At 61.8% G+C, this 18,219-nt stretch carries 15 protein-coding genes; 1 reads left to right on the forward strand and 14 read right to left on the reverse strand.

The annotated features are described in order from the left end of the window. Positions 1-36 precede the first annotated feature (36 nt). From alaS to acs, 14 genes are all read right to left on the reverse strand, one after another. Entirely contained in the window at positions 37-2,661 is a 2,625-nt protein-coding gene (alaS, locus tag ACNQP3_RS20795) for an alanine--tRNA ligase (RefSeq protein ID WP_069943282.1), read from the reverse strand. Positions 2,662-2,977: 316 nt separating this feature from the next. Further along, on the reverse strand, positions 2,978-3,985 hold the full coding sequence (gene astE, locus ACNQP3_RS20800) for a succinylglutamate desuccinylase (protein WP_012273558.1): 1,008 nt from the start codon (positions 3,983-3,985) through the stop codon (positions 2,978-2,980). Positions 3,986-3,995: 10 nt separating this feature from the next. Then, the gene (locus ACNQP3_RS20805) at positions 3,996-4,286 is read right to left on the reverse strand and encodes a hypothetical protein (protein ID WP_012273559.1); all 291 of its coding nucleotides are present in this window, start codon (positions 4,284-4,286) and stop codon (positions 3,996-3,998) included. 14 nt (positions 4,287-4,300) lie between these two features. Then, the gene (gene astB, locus ACNQP3_RS20810; protein WP_264316441.1) at positions 4,301-5,650 is read right to left on the reverse strand and encodes an N-succinylarginine dihydrolase; all 1,350 of its coding nucleotides are present in this window, start codon (positions 5,648-5,650) and stop codon (positions 4,301-4,303) included. A gap of 23 nt (positions 5,651-5,673) precedes the next feature. Then, positions 5,674-7,137, reverse strand: a complete 1,464-nt coding sequence (astD, locus tag ACNQP3_RS20815; RefSeq protein ID WP_264316442.1) for a succinylglutamate-semialdehyde dehydrogenase — start codon at positions 7,135-7,137, stop codon at positions 5,674-5,676. Next, positions 7,138-8,166: an arginine N-succinyltransferase gene (gene astA / locus ACNQP3_RS20820; RefSeq protein ID WP_012273562.1), complete on the reverse strand. Its 1,029-nt coding sequence runs from the start codon at positions 8,164-8,166 to the stop codon at positions 7,138-7,140. Between the two features lie 78 nt (positions 8,167-8,244). Then, positions 8,245-9,264: an arginine/ornithine succinyltransferase subunit alpha gene (gene aruF, locus ACNQP3_RS20825; protein WP_264316443.1), complete on the reverse strand. Its 1,020-nt coding sequence runs from the start codon at positions 9,262-9,264 to the stop codon at positions 8,245-8,247. Between the two features lie 135 nt (positions 9,265-9,399). Further along, complete coding sequence (locus ACNQP3_RS20830; protein ID WP_012273564.1) at positions 9,400-10,620, reverse strand: aspartate aminotransferase family protein; 1,221 nt, start codon at positions 10,618-10,620, stop codon at positions 9,400-9,402. Positions 10,621-10,927: 307 nt separating this feature from the next. Continuing rightward, the gene (gene argR, locus ACNQP3_RS20835) at positions 10,928-11,908 is read right to left on the reverse strand and encodes a transcriptional regulator ArgR (protein WP_069943280.1); all 981 of its coding nucleotides are present in this window, start codon (positions 11,906-11,908) and stop codon (positions 10,928-10,930) included. A 98-nt stretch (positions 11,909-12,006) separates the two neighbouring features. Then, positions 12,007-12,771, reverse strand: a complete 765-nt coding sequence (locus tag ACNQP3_RS20840) for an ABC transporter ATP-binding protein (protein ID WP_012273566.1) — start codon at positions 12,769-12,771, stop codon at positions 12,007-12,009. A gap of 22 nt (positions 12,772-12,793) precedes the next feature. Beyond that, entirely contained in the window at positions 12,794-13,492 is a 699-nt protein-coding gene (locus ACNQP3_RS20845) for an ABC transporter permease (RefSeq protein WP_012273567.1), read from the reverse strand. Further along, positions 13,489-14,178 (reverse strand): ABC transporter permease, encoded by a 690-nt coding sequence (locus ACNQP3_RS20850; RefSeq protein WP_012273568.1) that lies wholly within the window; start codon positions 14,176-14,178, stop codon positions 13,489-13,491. The genes ACNQP3_RS20845 and ACNQP3_RS20850 overlap by 4 nt, the downstream gene beginning before the upstream one ends. An 88-nt stretch (positions 14,179-14,266) precedes the next feature. After that, the gene (locus ACNQP3_RS20855) at positions 14,267-15,052 is read right to left on the reverse strand and encodes an ABC transporter substrate-binding protein (protein WP_012273569.1); all 786 of its coding nucleotides are present in this window, start codon (positions 15,050-15,052) and stop codon (positions 14,267-14,269) included. Between the two features lie 514 nt (positions 15,053-15,566). After that, positions 15,567-17,528, reverse strand: a complete 1,962-nt coding sequence (acs, locus tag ACNQP3_RS20860; RefSeq protein WP_060492930.1) for an acetate--CoA ligase — start codon at positions 17,526-17,528, stop codon at positions 15,567-15,569. Between the two features lie 398 nt (positions 17,529-17,926). Here acs and ACNQP3_RS20865 point away from each other — a divergent pair, with 398 nt between their 5' ends. Continuing rightward, a complete protein-coding gene (locus ACNQP3_RS20865; RefSeq protein ID WP_003260110.1) occupies positions 17,927-18,181 on the forward strand; it encodes a DUF2790 domain-containing protein in 255 nt (84 codons plus the stop codon). The last annotated feature ends 38 nt before the right edge of the window (positions 18,182-18,219 follow it).

Here is an 18,219-nt window from a genome sequence, read left to right on the forward strand (position 1 = left end):
GAAGAGGCCGGTGACTAGACCACCGGCCCCTTCATCTCAAAGTCCCTGCTCTGCGAATGGCACGGCCAGCGCCAGGGCGTGGTCCAGCGCGGCGACGTCGACGCCACCACCCTGGGCCATGTCCGGACGGCCACCGCCCTTGCCACCCACCGCCGCAGCGGCTTGTTTCATCAGATCGCCAGCCTTGAGTTGGCTGGAGAGGTCCTTGGTCACGCCGGCCACCAGCACGACCTTGCCCTCATGCTCGCTGCCCAGCAGGATCACTGCGTGGCCGAGCTTGTTCTTCAGCTGATCGACCAGGGCCAGCAGGGCCTTGCCGTCCTGCCCATCCAGGCGGGCGGCGAGCACCTTGGCACCTTTGACCTCAACGGCCGCGTTGGAGAGATCGTCCCCGGCGGCGCTGGCGGCCTTGGCCTGCAGCTGTTCAAGCTGCTTCTCCAGCTGGCGGTTGCGCTCAAGCACAGCCGACAGCTTGTCGATCAGGTTGTCGCGGTTGCCTTTGACCAGTTGCGCGGCTTCCTTGACCTGCTCTTCGGCAGCGTTCAGGTAGGCCAGCGCAGCGGCGCCGGTCACCGCTTCGATACGGCGCACGCCAGAGGCCACGCCGCCTTCGCTGATGATCTTGAACAGGCTGATGTCACCGGTGCGCTTGGCGTGGATACCGCCGCACAGCTCCACCGAGAAATCGCCGCCCATGCTCAACACGCGCACAGTGTCGCCGTACTTCTCGCCGAACAGCGCCATGGCGCCTTTGGCCTTGGCGGTTTCGATGTCGGTCAGTTCGGTTTCAACGGCAGTGTTCTTGCGCACTTCGCGGTTGACGATGTCTTCCAGTTGCTTGATCTGCTCTGGCTTCAGCGCTTCGAAATGGCTGAAGTCGAAACGCAGGCGCTGGCTGTCGACCAGCGAGCCCTTCTGCTGCACGTGCTCGCCCAATACCTGACGCAGCGCTTCGTGCAACAGGTGAGTGGCGGAGTGGTTCAGCGAGGTGGCATGCTGCACGTCGGCATCGACCTTGGCCTCGACTGGCGAACCGATCACCAGCGCACCGCTGGCGACCACACCGTGGTGCAGGAAGGCACCGCCAGTTTTGGTGGTGTCGCGCACGTCGAAGCGTGCAGCGCCAGCCTGCAGGAAGCCGGTATCACCCACCTGGCCGCCGGACTCGGCGTAGAACGGCGTGCGGTCGAGCACGACCACGCCCTGCTCGCCTTCACCCAACTGGTCGACGGCCTGGCCGTCCTTGTACAGGGCAATGATCTTGCCTTGGGCTTCGGTGGCGTCGTAACCGAGGAATTCGGTGGCGCTGTCGACTTTAACCAGGCTGTTGTAATCCATGCCGAAGGCGCTGGCGGAACGGGCACGCTCACGCTGGGCATCCATCTCGCGCTCGAAGCCGGCTTCGTCGATGGTCAGCTCACGCTCACGGGCAATGTCGGCAGTCAGGTCCATCGGGAAGCCGTAGGTGTCGTACAGCTTGAACACCACGTCGCCCGGCACCACGTCGCCTTTGAGCTGGGCCAGGTCTTGCTCGAGGATACGCAGGCCCTGCTCCAGGGTCTTGGCGAACTGCTCTTCTTCGGCCTTGAGCACGCGCTCGATGTGCGCTTGCTGGCTCTTCAGTTCCGGGAAGGCTTCGCCCATTTCAGCAGCCAGTGCCGCAACGATCTGGTAGAAGAAGCTGCCCTTGGCGCCCAGCTTGTTACCGTGACGGCAAGCGCGGCGAATGATGCGGCGCAGCACGTAGCCACGGCCTTCGTTGGACGGCAGCACACCGTCGGCAATCAGGAAGCCGCAGGAACGAATGTGGTCGGCGACGACTTTCAGCGAGGCCTGGCCGTCATTGCTGCAACCGATGGCCTTGGCCGCGGCCGCCAGCAGGTTCTGGAACAGGTCGATCTCGTAGTTCGAGTGCACGTGCTGCAGCACGGCGCTGACGCGCTCCAGGCCCATGCCGGTGTCCACCGACGGCGCTGGCAGCGGGTGCAGCACGCCATCGGCGGTGCGGTTGAACTGCATGAAGACGTTGTTCCAGATCTCGATGTAGCGGTCGCCGTCTTCTTCTGGCGAGCCGGGTGGGCCGCCCCAGATGTCCGGGCCGTGGTCGTAGAAGATCTCGGTGCATGGGCCGCACGGGCCAGTGTCGCCCATGGTCCAGAAGTTGTCGGAGGCGTACGGGGCGCCTTTGTTGTCGCCGATGCGCACCATGCGCTCGGCCGGCACGCCGACTTCCTTGGTCCAGATGTCGTAGGCTTCGTCGTCAGTGGCGTAGACAGTGACCCAGAGCTTTTCCTTGGGCAGGTTCAGCCACTGCTCCGAGGTCAGGAAGGTCCAGGCGAAGGTGATGGCATCGCGCTTGAAATAGTCACCGAAGCTGAAGTTGCCCAGCATTTCGAAGAAGGTGTGGTGACGCGCGGTGTAACCGACGTTTTCCAGGTCGTTGTGCTTGCCACCGGCGCGCACGCACTTCTGGCTGCTGACGGCGCGGGTGTAGGCGCGCTTCTCTGCACCGAGGAAGCAGTCCTTGAACTGGTTCATGCCTGCGTTGGTGAACAGCAGGGTCGGGTCGTTGTTCGGGATCAGCGAACTGGAGGCGACTCGGGTATGGCCTTGCTCTTCGAAGAAGCGAAGGAAGGCTTCACGGATTTCTGCGCTTTTCATAGGTTCTTCCACGGAAACGGCGGCCCTGTTGGGCAAACACGTCGACGAAACGACGGCAAAGGGCCGCATTATATCGGTCCTGCAAGCTCGATGCAGTGTGTTTATACGATAGAAACTGTCGTTTGGACGGTTTTTCGGGCTATGCAAACGAAAATGACATGACCGGATGCTAAATCCTGTGTTTCGCCACTGGCAAGCCAATTACCGCTTATGGGAAGGGAAAATGGAACAGGCGGTGAATTAAAAGAGTTTCATGGGAATCATCACGCAAGGCCGCTCCCCAAAAAGCGACTCCCACAGCAGCAGCCATAGCGCATCAGCCTAGCCGCTGCCCCGAATCCGGCACGATCAGGATACCGGCGCGCAAACCGTTCCTGACCTTGGGGTTGGGGAAGATGATGCGCGCGCCCTCCTCCTCGACCACCCAGCGCATCTCGGCCAGGTCTTCGGCCAGCAGGTAGCCCTTGCTCAGCTCGGAGAAGTTTTCGATATCCGCCGGCAGGTGCAGGTGGAAGCTGTCGCTGTGCTTGATGATTTCACGGGAAACACTGAACAGTTGCAGGCCATCCAGCGAGCTTTCGCCTTCTGGTTCGGTCGCCTCGATGATGCGGATCAGCCGCTCTTCCAGCTTGTCGAGGTTGACCTGCTCGTTCTGGCCGAACGGGCGGGCCTTGCCCAGTTCCAGCGTGAAGGCTTCGGCATCCAGCTGTTCATAGGTGAATGCGCTGAAGGTGATGGACGACTTGCTTTGCAGCAACACCGCTTCCATACCCGCCGCCGCCAGGCGCGCCAGTTCGCGACGGGAGTGCTTGCGCCCTTCTTTATAGGGATACAAGGCGAATTGTTCGATCTTCGAACCACGGATGGCCGTATGCAGGTCGTAATGCAGCCGGCTGCGCCCCGGCTTGCTGAAGAACACCCTGGCAAACTGTTCCAGCTCAGCGGCGCGCAACGCCTCGAAACCGCTGGAAAGCTCGTGACGGCCATTGAAAAGGCGGTTGATGTCCTGCTCGATGAAGCGCTCGCCCTTGCGGATTGCCACCGGGTTGCCGAACAGGAACAGCAGGCGCGCCCTGGGTTTGATCTTGCCGTTGGCCACGCCGTGCAGCAGCCGCTCCAGCAATTCGATCGGCGCCGTCTCGTTGCCATGAATGCCGGCGGACAGCAGCAAATCCAGCCCGCAATCCTCGCTTTCAGCCGGGCGCACTTCAAGCGCACCCTCCCCCAGCCAGCGCAAACGCGCGCCCTTGGGTGTCACTTGGGTCTTCTCGGCCGGTTCGTGATCGGTGAGGGTCAGCTCAAGCAATTTGCCAAGGGCGAGCATAGGTACTTCCTTAGTGGTGGTGGCCGCAGTCAGGGCCATGGACGTGATCGTCGCCTTCGCCAAGCTCCGCCGGCTCCATTTCCAGCTGCAGGCTGACCAGGTTGGTGGCCATCGGGCGCAGCAGCAGGTTGGCATATTCGGTGTCGTCTTCCTCGACATCCACACCGATCAGCAACTGGCCACGGCCGTCTTGCTGAATCCACACTTCCTTGCCTTGCCAGACCACGGCAAAGCGGGTGCAGGAAGTTTCCAGCTGGGTGCCGTCTTCATCTTCAAGGATCAGGCGCAGGGCGTCGGTCATTACAAAGTCTCTCTTCAAGGTTGGCGTTGGAACGGATACACCGAGCCCAACTTCAGGATCTGGGTCAATTCGTCCAGTGCCGTACGGCATTCCACCAGCAATTGCGGGTCGGCCAGGTCTGCTTCGCCAAGGCGATCGCGGTAATGCCTGTCGACCCACTGCAGCAGCGTGTCATACAGCGAGGCCGTCATGATAACGCCTTGATTGACCGCTACCAGTTCCGTTTCCTTCAAAGCCACGCGCAAACGCAGGCAGGCCGGGCCACCGCCGTTCTGCATGCTCTGCTTGAGGTCGAATATCTTGACCTCATTCACCGGGCCGCCCTGGCTGGTCAACTGGCCCAGGTAGGCCCAGACCCGCTCGTTGTTGCGGCACTCTTCCGGCACCACCAGCAGCATGGAACCATCGTCGCGGCTTAGCAGCTGGCTGTTGAACAGGTAGGAACGCACCGCGTCCTCAACCGTCACCGCTGCCCGTGGCACGCAGATGGCCTGGAAGTTGCCACCCTTGCTGGCCAGTTTAGCTCGCAGCTGGCCAAGCACTGCGTCAGTCTCGAGGAACGCGTCCTCGTGGTAGAACAGCACTTCGCCGTTACCCACCGAAATCACATCATTGTGGAACACACCCTGGTCAATCACCGCCGGGTTCTGTTGAGCGTAGACCACGCCGTCATCGCTCAGGCCGTGCAGCCGAGCCACGGCCTGAGAGGCCTCCAGGGTTTGCCGCGCCGGGTACTTCTGCGGCGCCGGGTAACGGCTGTCGAAGGCACTGCGGCCGTATACGAAGAACTCCACACCCGCCTCGCCATAGGCACTGCAGAAGCGCGTGTGGTTGGCCGCGCCCTCGTCACCGAACTGTGCCACGGCAGGCAGCGCCGGGTGGTGGGCAAAGTGTTTCTCGTTGTTGAACATGGCGCCCAGCACCCGGCTGGTGGTCGGATGCTCGATGCTGCGGTGGTATTTGCAGTTGAGGTTGGCGGCAGTGAAGTGCACGCGGCCGTCCGCAGTGTCGGCACTGGGGCTTACGGTTGCGGCGTTGGCCACCCACATGCTCGAAGCCGAGCAACTGGCCACCAGCAGCGGCATGGCATCGGCGGCGGCGCGCTGGATGACTTCGGCATCACTGCCGCTGAACCCCAGGCGGCGCAGCGCGGCCACATCCGGGCGCTCCTGCGGCGCCAGCACACCTTGCTTGAAGCCCATGTCGGCCAGCGCTTTCATCTTCGCCAGGCCCTGGCGCGCCGCCTCACGCGGGTTGGACCCCTGCTGGCTGTTGCTCTGCGAAGCCACGTTGCCGTAGGACAGGCCGCCATAGTTGTGGGTTGGCCCCACCAGGCCATCAAAATTCACTTCATAGGATTTCATCGGCTAGGCTCCGTGACCTGTTGTTATAGGGTGACGCCCGGCGTCAGGGTCGCCGGCAAGGCAAGGCTGGCAGTCTCCAGCGAAGCCACGGGGTAAGCGCAGTAGTCAGCCGCGTAATAGGCACTGGCGCGATGGTTGCCACTGGCACCCACGCCACCGAACGGCGCACTGCTGGCGGCACCGGTCAGCTGTTTGTTCCAGTTGACGATGCCGGCGCGGCTGCGCAGCCAGAAGTACTGGTAGCGGGCGCGCGAATCGGACAACAAACCAGCGGCCAGGCCGTACTGGGTGTTGTTGGCTTCATCGATCGCAGCATCGAAGTCGACGTAGCGGATCACCTGCAGCAGCGGGCCGAAGAACTCCTCGTCCGGGCGCTCATCCACGGCAGTGACATCGATGATGCCAGGGGTCAGCAGTGCGGCATCGGCCTGTGGTTGGGTCATTTCCAGCAGCTTCACGCCACCTTTGGCGGCCAATTCGGCCTGAGCTGCAATCAGCGCCCGCGCTGCCTGCAGCGAAATCACCGACCCCATGAACGGCGCCGGCTGTTCATCGAACGCCCCCACCGTGATGGTTTTGCACACGTCGACAAGGCGCGCGATCAGCGCATCGCCCCAGCTCCCTTGCGGCACCAGCAGGCGACGCGCGCAGGTGCAACGCTGGCCGGCGGAAATGAACGCCGACTGGATAATGGTGTACACCGCCGCGTCCAGGTCCTTGACCTCATCCACCACCAGCGGGTTGTTGCCACCCATTTCCAGGGCCAGGATCTTGTCTGGGCGCCCGGCGAACTGTTGATGCAGAAGGTTGCCGGTGCGGCTGGAGCCGGTGAAGAACAGGCCATCGATACCCGGGTTGGCGGCCAGCGCCACACCGGTTTCGCGCGCGCCCTGTACCAGGTTCAGCACACCCGCCGGCAGGCCGGCGGCAATCCAGCAATTGACGGTCAGCTCAGCGACCTTGGGGGTCAGCTCGCTGGGCTTGAACACCACACAGTTACCTGCCAAAAGCGCCGGCACGATATGGCCATTGGGCAGGTGCCCGGGGAAGTTGTAGGGGCCGAACACCGCCACCACACCGTGGGGCTTGTGCCGCAGAACGGCCGTGGCATCGGCCAGCGGGCCGCTCTTTTCACCGGTGCGCTCGCGGTAGCTTTGTACCGAAATCGCGACCTTGTTGATCATGCTGGTGACTTCTGTCGCCGATTCCCACAGCGGCTTCCCGGTTTCCTCGCCAATGCACTGGGCCATGGCTTCGGCATGCACTTTCAACTGCGCGGCAAACTTCTCCAGCACATCGATACGCGCCTCCAGACTCAATTGCGCCCAGGCCGGGAAGGCTTGCCGCGCTGCCTGCACGGCAGCACCCACCTGGCTAGCCTCAGCACCCTGCCCTTGCCAGACCACGGCTTGCGTCACCGGGTTCAGCGACTGCAGGGTTTCGCCCTGGCCGGCCTGCCAATTGCCTGCGATGTAATGCGTAGTCATTTACTGGGCCTCCCGGCTAGCCGACAGCGGCACGGCGCGCACATTGTCGCCAGCGCCCATGCGCAGGCGCTTGGCGGTCAGCGGGTCGACCACCAGGGTGCCGGCGGCCAGCCGCGCAGGTGCAGCCGTGATGCGGCAGTCGTCGCGCTTGCGGTTGTGGATGATGAAAGGGGTGGCGTCATCGCCTGGCGTCCCTACCGCCAGCACCAGGGTCTGGCTCTCGCGCACGGCGCGGATCTTGGCGGTGTCGCATTCGATGGCCGGGCCTGCATCGAAGATATCGACGTAGCCCTGGTAGTTGAAGCCCTCCTGCTTGAGCATCGCCAACGCCGGCTCGGTGTCTTTGTGCACGCGGCCGATCACGTTGCGCGCTGCCTCGGACAGGAAGCAGGTATACAGCGGGAACTTGGGCATCAGTTCGGCAATGAACGACTTGTTGCCCACCCCCGTCAGGTAGTCGGCCTGGCTGAACTCCATCTTGAAGAAGTGCCGGCCCAGGCTTTCCCAGAAGGGTGAACGGCCCTGTTCGTCAGACATACCGCGCATTTCGGCAATGATCTTCTTGCCGAACAGCTCAGGGAACTCGGCAATGAACAGCATACGTGCGCGCGATAGCAGGCGGCCATTGAGGCCGGAGCGGTAGTCGCTGCGCAGGAACAGCGAGCACAGCTCGGAATTGCCGGTCAGGTCGTTGGCCAGGAACAGCGTCGGGATTTCGCGGTAGATCTTCAGTTCCTGCGAGGCACTGACCGTCAGGCCGACCCGGTAGTTGTACCAGGGTTCGCGCAGGCCTACGGCACCGGCAATGGCACTGATGCCCACCACCAGGCCTTCGTCGTTTTCCAGCACGAACAGGTAGTCGGTGTCGCCACGCTCCGCTTCGCCGCGGAAGCTTTTTTCCGCCCAGCCAACGCGATGCCCCAGGCGTTCTTCGTTGGCCGGCAGCGTGGTCAGCCCGGTGGTGCCGGTGCTGCGTGCCAATTCGATCAACGCAGGCAAATCGCTGCTGCGTACAGGACGAACGATCATGCTATCTCCTTGTGCGGCGGCATCTGCCGGCGCGAAACTCTGCTAACGCATCAATCCCGAAACGTCTGTTGCCAGACCTCAGACCGCGACCAGGCGCACGCTGGCGCCCTCGCCCACGCCCAGCGCGTCGGCTGCAGCCACGCTCAGGCTGACCGGCTTGCCGGGCACCCAGTCGAGGTCCAGCAGCACTGCGCGGTAGTCCTGCAACTGGCCGTTGCACACCAGGTACGGGCGCCCGCCCTTGATCGGGGCATCTTCGATTTTCACCGGTGCCACCCGGCTCTGGGCGATCGAGCGAATACCCGAGGTGCGCGCGTGCAAGGTCGGGCCGCCGTCGAAAATGTCGATGTAGTGCTCGGTCTCGAAGCCTTCACGCATGAGGATGTCGAAGGTGATTTGCGCGCGCGGGTGCACCTGGCCCATGGCTTCCTGCGCCAGGTCAGGCAGCAGCGGCACGTAGATTGGGTAGTGCGGCATCAGCTCGGCGAGGAAGGTACGGCTCTTGAGCCCGCACAGGCGTTCGGCGTGGGCATAGTTGAGGTCGAAGAAATTGCGGCCGATGGCATCCCAGAACGGCGATTCGCCCTGTTCGTCGCTGTAACCGACGATTTCGGTTACCACCGAGTCGGCGAAGCGTTCCGGGTGCGCGGCCATGAACAGCAGGCGACCGCGCGAGTTGAGCTCGGCCCAGCCACTGTTCACCAACTCCGGCAACACATAGAAGCTGGTCAACAAGCTGTTGCCGGTCAAATCGTGGCACAGCGACAGCACGTGGATCTTGTTGTGGATCTTCAGCTCGCGCGAGGCGTGCACGAAGGTCTCGTTACGAAAGCTGTAGAACGGCTCGGAGTAGCCGGCCGAAGCGACGATGGCCGAACAGCCGACCAGCTTCCCGGTGTTACTGTCTTCGAGCACGAAAAAGTAGCTTTCTTCACCGTTGAAGCTGACCTCGGCGGCGAAGGATGTCTCGGAGGCGGCAATCTTGTCGCCCAGGCGAGCAGTGTCGTCCGGCAGCGAGGTGACACCAATGGGGCTGTCTGCAGCCATGCGCTGCACTTCGTTCAGATCAGCCATTTGCGCGGGGCGCATCACCAGCATGGTGTCACTCCTTTGGAATACGGGCCGCTGACGGCGGCACGGATAAACGGCAGGCGCTTGGGCACCTGCACTGGAATCGGGTATCGCCGGCCCGGTTCAGCCATGGCTGGGACCGGCGAGAGGACCGCAGGCGGGTCAGCCTTGGGTCAGTGTGGCCACGGCGCGCTCGAAGCGGTCCAGGCCTGCATCGATGTCGGCGTCTTCAACCACCAGGCTTGGCGCGAAGCGGACCACGTCCGGGCCGGCCTGCAGCACCATTACGCCTTCTTTCTCGGCCGCGTTGAGCACGTCCTTGGCCTTGCCTTGCCAGGCTTCGGTCAGCACGCAACCCAGCAGCAGGCCGACACCACGCACCTGGGTGAACAGGTTGTACTTCTGGCCGATCTGCTCCAGGCGGGTTTTGAAGCGTTCGTGCTTGGCCTTGATGCCGGCCAGGGTTTGCGGGGTGTTGATAACGTCCAGCACCGCACAGGCAACGGCGCAGCCCAGTGGGTTGCCGCCATAGGTGGTGCCGTGGGTGCCAACGGCCAGGTGCTTGGCCAGCTCGGTGGTGGTCAGCATGGCACCGATCGGGAAGCCGCCGCCCAGGCTCTTGGCGCTGGTCAGGATGTCCGGGGTCACGCCGTAATGCTGGTAGGCATACAGCGAGCCGGTGCGGCCCACGCCAGTCTGCACTTCGTCGAAGATCAGCAGGGCGTTGTGCTCGTCACACAGCTTGCGCGCGCCTTCCAGGTAGGCCTTGTCGGCCGGCACCACGCCACTTTCGCCCTGGATCGGCTCGATCACCACGGCGCAGGTCTTATCGGAAATCTGCGCCTTCAGTGCTTCCAGGTCGTTGTAGGGCACGTGGCTGATACCGGTGATCTTCGGGCCGAAGCCGTCGGAGTACTTCGGCTGGCCACCGACGCTGACAGTGAACAGGGTGCGACCGTGGAAGCTGTTCACGGTGGCGATGATTTCGTGCTTTTCAGGGCCGAAGCGATCATGGGCAACGCGACGGGCCAGCTTGAAAGCAGCCTCGTTGGACTCGGCGCCAGAGTTGCAGAAGAACGCGCGGTCGGCAAAGGTAGCGTCCACCAGCTTATGAGCCAGGCGCAGGGCCGGCTCGTTGGTGAACACGTTGGATACATGCCAGAGGGTGTTGGCCTGTTCGGTCAGGGCCTTGACCAGTGCCGGATGGCAGTGACCCAGGGCGTTTACCGCGATACCACCGGCAAAGTCGATCAACTCGCGACCCGACTGGTCCCAGACGCGGGAACCCTCGCCTCGCACAGGAATGAAGGCCGCCGGAGAATAATTGGGAACCATGACCTGGTCGAAATCGGCACGTTGCACCGGGGCTTGCTCAACGGACATCTGAGTCTCCTGAAGAGGAACGCTGGCCTGGAAGTGGCGAGCGATGGGGGGATTGTAAGGACTGATCCGCGCCTGTCCTTGCGGCCAAGCGACAACTTGTTACAGCGCAAAACCCTGTTTGGACAAGGTTTTCGGCAATGCGACAAACACTGTCGCAATCGCGCAGTGTACGGGAGAGAGGGGGCTGGGTGAACGGGTGTTCACATAGGTTTGTGAGGGGCAGGATGTCCGGCGATGTTCGTCTGGCGCCTGTGAGATCGAGCGCTGCCTTCACCCCCAAGCCATACGCCCGGAATCCCCCGAAAGATCAGCCTTTTTCGGCAGGCGCCGAACTCAGCTCGAACGGGCTGCTGCTGCGCCGCTGGTTACGGTCTTCCCGTGGCGTTGCACCAAAGAAGTTGCGATAGGCGCTGGAAAAATGCGGCCCCGAAGAGAAGCCACAAGACAACCCGATCTGAATGATCGACTTGCTGGTCTGCATCAGCATTTGCCGCGCCTTGTTCAGCCGCAGCTCCAAATAGTACTGGCTGGGCACGCGGTTCAGGTACTGCTTGAAAATGCGCTCCAACTGCCGACGCGACACGCAAACATGCTGGGCAATTTCGTCGGTGGTCAGCGGCTCTTCGATGTTGGCTTCCATCAGCAGCACTGCCTGAGTCAACTTGGGATGGCTGGACCCCAGGCGGTTCTGCAGCGGAATTCGCTGGCGCTCGCCACCCTCGCGAATGCGCTCGACCACCAGCTCTTCCGACACCGCCCCGGCCAGTTCCGCCCCGTGATCGCGCGCCAGCACCGCCAACAGCAGGTCAGTCACGGCCATGCCGCCGCAGGCGCTCAGGCGGTCACGATCCCAATCGAACAAGTGGCTGGTGGCGATCACTTTAGGGAAGCGTTCGGCAAAATCATCTTGCCAGCGCCAGTGCACCGCAGCGCGGTAGCCATCGAGCAGCCCCAGCATTGCCAAGGGATACACCCCGGCAGACAGGCTGCCAATCATGCAGCCACTGCGCGCCAGCTGCTTGAGCGCCGCCGACAAGGCAGCCCCCATCGCCGCAGGCGGCTCGTCAGCCAGCAGAAACAGCTTGTGGCAGCCCTCCAGGCGGCCGGTCCACGGCTCGCCTGGTAGACGCCAGGCGCCATCCTGCGCGGGTTCAGCTTGCAGGAAAGACAACTCGTAGATCACATCCGGATGCACCCGCTGCGCCACCTGCAACACTTCCTCGGCCAGCGCCAGGGTCAAAGGCCTGGTGCTGGGCCAGATGAGAAAACCGATTCGCTGGGTGGTCATAGGGTGCGGTCCGAAACCTGAGGTCGTTCGAGTCTGTGCGCCGGGTCAGGCTGCGCTTGCCGCGCAGCATGCCCTATTCTGGTGCAAAAATGCAGCTTTTACTTCAGGCTGCCGGAGAGGAACTGCTTCAGGCGCTCCGACTGCGGGTTGGCCAACACTTCACGCGGGCAGCCGGTTTCTTCCACCAGGCCTTTGTGCAGGAACACCAGCTGGTTGGACACCTCTCGAGCAAAACCCATTTCGTGGGTCACCACCACCATGGTCCGGCCTTCCTGGGCCAGCGCCTGCATCACTTTGAGCACATCACCTACCAGCTCGGGGTCGAGCGCCGAGGTCGGCTCGTCGAACAGCATAACCTCCGGCTCCATCGCCAGCGCCCGGGCAATTGCCACACGTTGTTGCTCACCACCCGACATATGCCCAGGGAAAGCATCCTTGCGGTGAGCGACACCGACCTTGGCCAGGTAGTGCTCGGCCTTCTCCAGCGCCTCCTTGCGGCTCACGCCCAGCACGTGCACTGGGGCTTCGATGATGTTCTCCAGCGCGGTCATGTGCGACCACAGGTTGAAGTGCTGAAACACCATCGAAAGGCGCGAACGCATGCGCTGCAACTGACGCGGGTCGGCAGCCTTCAGCGCGCCGTCCTTGCCGGCGACCAGCTTGAGCTCTTCGTTGTTGAGCAGGATCTTGCCGGCGTGCGGCTGCTCCAGCAGGTTGATGCAGCGCAGGAAGGTCGACTTGCCTGATCCGCTGGAGCCGATGATGCTGATAACGTCGCCGGCCTTGGCCGCCAGAGAAACGCCCTTGAGCACTTCGTGGCTACCGTAGCGCTTGTGCAGGTCTTGGACTTCGAGTTTGTACATGCTGTCGATTCTCACAAAGCGGTCAGTGCTTGCGCGGCGCCAGGTAGCCGAGCCAGCGGCGTTCGGCCATCTTGAACAGGCGCACCAGGATGAAGGTCAGGCACAGGTAGAACACGCCCGCCGTGATATAGGCCTCGAAAGGCAGGTAGTACTGGGCATTGACCGTGCGTGCGGCACCGGTGATGTCGATCAGGGTAACGATCGACGCCAGGCTGGTGGTCTGCAGCATCATGATCACTTCGTTGCTGTACTGCGGCAGCGCCCGGCGCAGGGCGGACGGCAGCAGGATGCGGCGGTACATCTTCATGCGCGACATGCCCATGGCCTTGGCCGCCTCGATCTCGCCGTGCGGCGTGGCCTTGAGGCTACCGGCGATGATTTCGGCGGTGTAGGCACTGGTATTGATGCCGAACGCCAGGCAGGCGCAGAAGGTGGCACTGGACAGCAACGGCCAGAAAATACTTTCGCGCACGGCCTCGAACTGAGCCAGGCCGTAATAGATCAGGAACAACTGCACCAGCATCGGCGTGCCGCGGATCACGTAGGTGTACAGCCATGCAGCCAGGTTGACCACAGGCTGTTTGGATACCCGCATCAGGCCCAGTGGAATAGCCGCCAGCAGGCCGAAGAACAGCGAGATCGCCAGCAGCTTGAGGGTGGTCAGCAGCCCGCCGAAATACAGCGGCAATGCCTCCCAGACCACGTTGTAGTCAAAGATCATAGTTCAGCCACCTTGACGCCTACCGAGTAGCGGCGCTCCAGATACTTCAGGGCCAGCAGCGAGACACTGGTCAGCACCAGGTACAGGGCCGCCACCGCCAGGAAGAAGGTGAACGGCTCGCGGGTGGCATCCGCCGCCTGCTTGGCCTTGAACATCATGTCCTGCAAACCGACCACCGAGATCAGCGCGGTAGCCTTGGTCAGTACCAGCCAATTGTTGGTGAAGCCAGGGATCGCCAGGCGAATCATTTGCGGCACCTGGATGCGGAAAAATACCTGACGATTGCTCATGCCATAGGCCACGCCCGCTTCGGCCTGGCCCTTGGGAATACCCAGGAACGCGCCGCGGAATGTTTCCGACAGATAGGCGCCAAAGATGAAGCCCAGCGTACCGATACCTGCAATCAGCGGGTTCAGGTCGATGTAGTCTTCGTAGCCGAGCAGCGGCGCCACCCGGTTGATGATGTCTTGCCCGCCGTAGAAGATCAGCAGGATCAGGACCAGGTCCGGAATGCCACGGATCACCGTGGAATACAGATCGCCCAGCCAGGCCAGCCAGCGCACCGGCGACAAGCGCAGCGCTACGCCGATCAGGCCGAGCACGATGGCCAGGGCCATCGACGACAGGGCGAGCTGCAGCGTCAGCCACGCCCCGTCGAGGATGACTGCCCCGTAGCCTTTCAACATGATGAGGTCCTCGACCTAGAGAATGAAAAATGGTGCAAACCTCAGAGCCTCTGCTGTTTGCACCATTGCACAGGTGAAACCCGACGTCTTAGTTCGAGTCTGGACCGTAGATGTCGAAGTTGAAGTACTTCTTCTCGATTTCTTTGTACTTGCCGTTTGCACGGATGGCGTCGATCGCCGCGTTGATACGATCGACGTTGGCCTTGTCGCCCTTGCGCACGGCGATGCCGATGCCGTCACCAAAGTACTTGGCGTCGGTGAAGGCCGGGCCTACGAAGGCGAAGCCCTTGCCGGCGTCGGTCTTGAGGAAACCGTCTTCCAGCAGGGTGGCATCGGCCACGGTACCGTCGAGACGACCAGCCGCCACATCGAGGTAGATTTCGTTCTGGGTGCCGTAAGGCACCACGGTGGCACCTTTGGCGCCCAGCACTTCCTTGGCGAAGCGATCGTGGATCGAGCCGCGTTGCACGCCAATCTTCTTGCCTTTGAGTTCATCCAGGCTGTCGCTGACAGTGGTGCCGTCCTTCATGACCAGGCGCGCCGGGGTCAGGTAGTAGCGCTTGGTGAAGTCAACCGATTTCTTGCGGTCATCGGTGATCGACATGGACGACAGGATGGCGTCGATCTTGCGTACTTTCAGCGCCGGGATCAGGCCGTCGAACTCCTGCTCGACCCAGGTGCACTTGGCTTTCATCTCTTCGCACAGGGCGTTGCCGATGTCGTAGTCAAAACCTGCGATGCTGCCGTCAGGTTGCTTGAAGGCGAAGGGTGGGTAGGCGGCTTCGATGCCGATTTTCAGCGGTTTTTCATCGGCCTGCGACACCAGGGAAAACACAGACAGCGCCAGGGCGCCAAGCAGTGCGAGCTTCTTCATCAGGTAACTCCATCGGTACGGGGCAATACAAGGCAGGTAACGGCTGCCCGATATGCGAATGAGTACAACGCGAGCCGCGCAGGGTTCGACCAAGGCCGCATACCACGAGCGAGTGAGTGGCATTTTAACGACAGCCCGGTAGTCGATATTTCTTCAAAGCGACAACTACTTACAGAAGCGCCTGAAACCGCTGCGGGCGATGTTGACAGCCATTGCAAATTATGCAAAAGCGCAAGAAATAGAACCTTTAGACCTAGCAATTCCTGGGCCTATTATTGGCAAAGCCTTGTACTACGGCAAGTGTAGCGTGCTGTGTTGCACAAAATGGCTACTGGAATGCACCGAAATGGCCCGGATTTGTTTCCTGGCGCCCCGAACCTGTGCGGAAACGGTGACAGAAGAGTTACCGATGAATGTCGGGTAACAGTAAAGCAAAAACCCCGCCGGTTGCCCGGGCGGGGTTCTCTGATGCCTGCACACCCCCTGTAGGAGCGGCCCGCGCTCTGCCTTGATATCAGGCCGAAGCCAGGTTCATCGCCTTGTGAGTATCGATCAGGTGCTGCACTACGCCAGGGTCGGCCAGGGTCGAAATATCGCCCAAGGCATCGTACTCACCGGTGGCGATCTTGCGCAGGATACGGCGCATGATCTTGCCCGAGCGAGTCTTCGGCAACCCAGGCGCCCACTGGATCACATCCGGCGAAGCGATCGGGCCGATTTCCTTGCGCACCCAGTTCTTCAGCTCCAGACGCAATTGCTCGCTGGCCTCGATACCGGCATTGAGGGTGACATAGACATAGATGCCCTGCCCCTTGATGTCGTGCGGCACGCCAACCACTGCGGCCTCGGCAACCTTCGCATGCGCGACCATGGCACTTTCGATCTCGGCAGTGCCCATGCGGTGGCCGGAGACGTTGAGCACGTCGTCCACACGGCCGGTGATCCAGTAGTAGCCATCCTCGTCACGGCGCGCACCGTCGCCGGTGAAGTACATGCCACGGAAGGTCTTGAAGTAGGTGTCGACGAAGCGGTCGTGGTCGCCGTACAGCGAACGCGACTGGCCCGGCCAGGAGTCCAGGATAACCAGGTTACCTTCGGTGGCACCTTCGATCAGGTTGCCCAGGTTATCAACCAATGCCGGCACCACGCCAAAGAACGGACGGGTTGCCGACCCGGGTTTCAAGCCCGTGGCGCCAGGCAGCGGGCTGATCAGGATGCCACCGGTTTCAGTCTGCCACCAGGTGTCGACGATCGGGCAACGCTCCTTGCCTACGGTCTTGTAGTACCAGTTCCAGGCTTCTGGGTTGATCGGCTCACCCACCGAACCCAGAAGGCGCAGGCTGGAGCCGTCTGCTCCCTCTACAGCCGCTTGCCCTTCGGCCATCATGGCGCGGATGGCAGTTGGCGCGGTGTAGAGGATGTTGACCTTGTGTTTGTCGACGATCTTCGACACGCGGGTGATGTCCGGGTAGTTAGGCACGCCCTCGAACAGCAAGGTAGTGGCGCCGTTGGCCAGCGGGCCGTAGACGATGTAGCTGTGGCCGGTGACCCAACCGACGTCGGCGGTGCACCAGTACACCTCGCCCGGGCGGTAGTCGAAAACGCGCTCATGGGTCAGTGCCGCGTACACGAGGTAACCGCCGGTGGTGTGCAGCACGCCCTTCGGCTTGCCGGTGGAGCCGGAGGTATAAAGGATGAACAGCGCTTCTTCGGCACCCATCTCTTTCGGCGCGCAGTGGCTGGAAGCCACTTTCATCAGGTCTTCGTACCAGATGTCGCGGTGTTGGTGCCAGGCAATGTCGCCACCGGTGCGCTTGCACACGATGATTTTCTGCACACTGCTGGTTTCAGGGTTGGTCAGTGCCAGGTCGACGTTGGCCTTGAGTGGGGTACGACGGCCGCCACGCACGCCTTCATCGGCGGTGATCACCACCTTGGACTTGCAGTCGATGATACGGCCGGCCAGCGCCTCGGGCGAGAAACCGCCAAACACCACCGAATGAATCGCACCGATACGGGCACAGGCCAGCATGGCAACCACAGCCTCGGGGATCATTGGCATATAGATGGTGACTACGTCACCCCGGTGCACGTCCTGGCCGCGCAGGGCGTTGGCGAACTTGCAGACCTGCTCGTGCAGTTCGCGGTAGGTGATGTTGCGGTGTTCGGAAGGGTCGTCGCCTTCCCAGATGATGGCCAACTGGTCGCCGCGCTCTTCAAGGTGGCGGTCCAGGCAGTTGGAGGAAACGTTCAGAGTGCCGTCGGCGAACCATTTGATATCGACATGGTGGTCGTCGAAGGAGGTCTGCTTGACCTTGGTGAACGGCTTGATCCAGTCGATGCGCTGGGCCTGCTCGCGCCAGAAGCCGTCCGGGTTGATCACCGACTGCTGGTACATGGCCTTGTAGGTGGCCTCGTCGGTCAGGGTAGTGGCCGCAACCTCGGGACGAACGGGATACAGTGGAGCCGCACTCATCTGTGTTACCTCGGTGTAATAGTTGTTTTTGTATGGAACCGTTTGTAACTGTACCAGAGCGACAAAAGCCATTCGACGTTGGTAGTAATTTGGTACGCCCGTTCCGGCAGAGCGCTCTGGCGCGGGCATTACAGCCCAGGCAGAGAGGAAAAGAGGGGCTTTGCCACAGGATTGTTACAGATTCTGTCAAAACACTTTATCAAAAGACCCACTGTTTCAGCTTTGGCCACAGCCATAAAATTCACCTCGCCAGCAACGGCAAGGCGATTAACAACTGGTAACAGCCCCCACGAAGGCAAGCGTTGATCTCCATCTCATCCCGATAGTTAAAACTAGCAGTACTCGCGGCGCCATAAGCGCCGCGTGCCCCCTCACGACCTTAGACAGGTAAATAGAAAATGAAAGCTTTACTGGTATTGGTACTTGGCAGTCTTTGCGGCGCGGCGATGGCCGGCGAAGCTAAAGATGCCGAGCAGATTCCGGTTGAACAGTACAGTTACTCGCAACACCTGGACATTGCCCGTGTCATCTCCATGAGCGAAGTGCCCAATGTGTGCGAAGTCGTGCCAGCCCGTATGACCTACGAGGACTCCAAGGGCCAGAAGCACATTCTCGAATACCGCGTGATGGGGAACGGCTGCTCTAACGGCTGATACCTTCCGAATCAGGGGCCCTGCGGGCCCCTTTCGCG

The sequence above is a fragment of the Pseudomonas sp. LFS074 genome, from assembly GCF_047978165.1.
Classification (GTDB): Bacteria; Pseudomonadota; Gammaproteobacteria; order Pseudomonadales; family Pseudomonadaceae; genus Aquipseudomonas; species Aquipseudomonas putida_P.

What these genes read in the sequence shown, in the direction of transcription:
- alaS (WP_069943282.1), bottom strand. Translation starts at nt 2,661, where the DNA reads ATGAAAAGCGCAGAAATCCGTGAAGCCTTCCTTCGCTTCTTCGAAGAG.
- astA (WP_012273562.1), bottom strand. Translation starts at nt 8,166, where the DNA reads ATGATCGTTCGTCCTGTACGCAGCAGCGATTTGCCTGCGTTGATCGAA.
- astD (WP_264316442.1), bottom strand. Translation starts at nt 7,137, where the DNA reads ATGACTACGCATTACATCGCAGGCAATTGGCAGGCCGGCCAGGGCGAA.
- ACNQP3_RS20850 (WP_012273568.1), bottom strand. Translation starts at nt 14,178, where the DNA reads ATGTTGAAAGGCTACGGGGCAGTCATCCTCGACGGGGCGTGGCTGACG.
- astB (WP_264316441.1), bottom strand. Translation starts at nt 5,650, where the DNA reads ATGAAATCCTATGAAGTGAATTTTGATGGCCTGGTGGGGCCAACCCAC.
- astE (WP_012273558.1), bottom strand. Translation starts at nt 3,985, where the DNA reads ATGCTCGCCCTTGGCAAATTGCTTGAGCTGACCCTCACCGATCACGAA.
- acs (WP_060492930.1), bottom strand. Translation starts at nt 17,528, where the DNA reads ATGAGTGCGGCTCCACTGTATCCCGTTCGTCCCGAGGTTGCGGCCACT.
- ACNQP3_RS20830 (WP_012273564.1), bottom strand. Translation starts at nt 10,620, where the DNA reads ATGTCCGTTGAGCAAGCCCCGGTGCAACGTGCCGATTTCGACCAGGTC.
- aruF (WP_264316443.1), bottom strand. Translation starts at nt 9,264, where the DNA reads ATGCTGGTGATGCGCCCCGCGCAAATGGCTGATCTGAACGAAGTGCAG.
- ACNQP3_RS20840 (WP_012273566.1), bottom strand. Translation starts at nt 12,771, where the DNA reads ATGTACAAACTCGAAGTCCAAGACCTGCACAAGCGCTACGGTAGCCAC.
- ACNQP3_RS20855 (WP_012273569.1), bottom strand. Translation starts at nt 15,052, where the DNA reads ATGAAGAAGCTCGCACTGCTTGGCGCCCTGGCGCTGTCTGTGTTTTCC.
- ACNQP3_RS20805 (WP_012273559.1), bottom strand. Translation starts at nt 4,286, where the DNA reads ATGACCGACGCCCTGCGCCTGATCCTTGAAGATGAAGACGGCACCCAG.
- argR (WP_069943280.1), bottom strand. Translation starts at nt 11,908, where the DNA reads ATGACCACCCAGCGAATCGGTTTTCTCATCTGGCCCAGCACCAGGCCT.
- ACNQP3_RS20865 (WP_003260110.1), top strand. Translation starts at nt 17,927, where the DNA reads ATGAAAGCTTTACTGGTATTGGTACTTGGCAGTCTTTGCGGCGCGGCG.
- ACNQP3_RS20845 (WP_012273567.1), bottom strand. Translation starts at nt 13,492, where the DNA reads ATGATCTTTGACTACAACGTGGTCTGGGAGGCATTGCCGCTGTATTTC.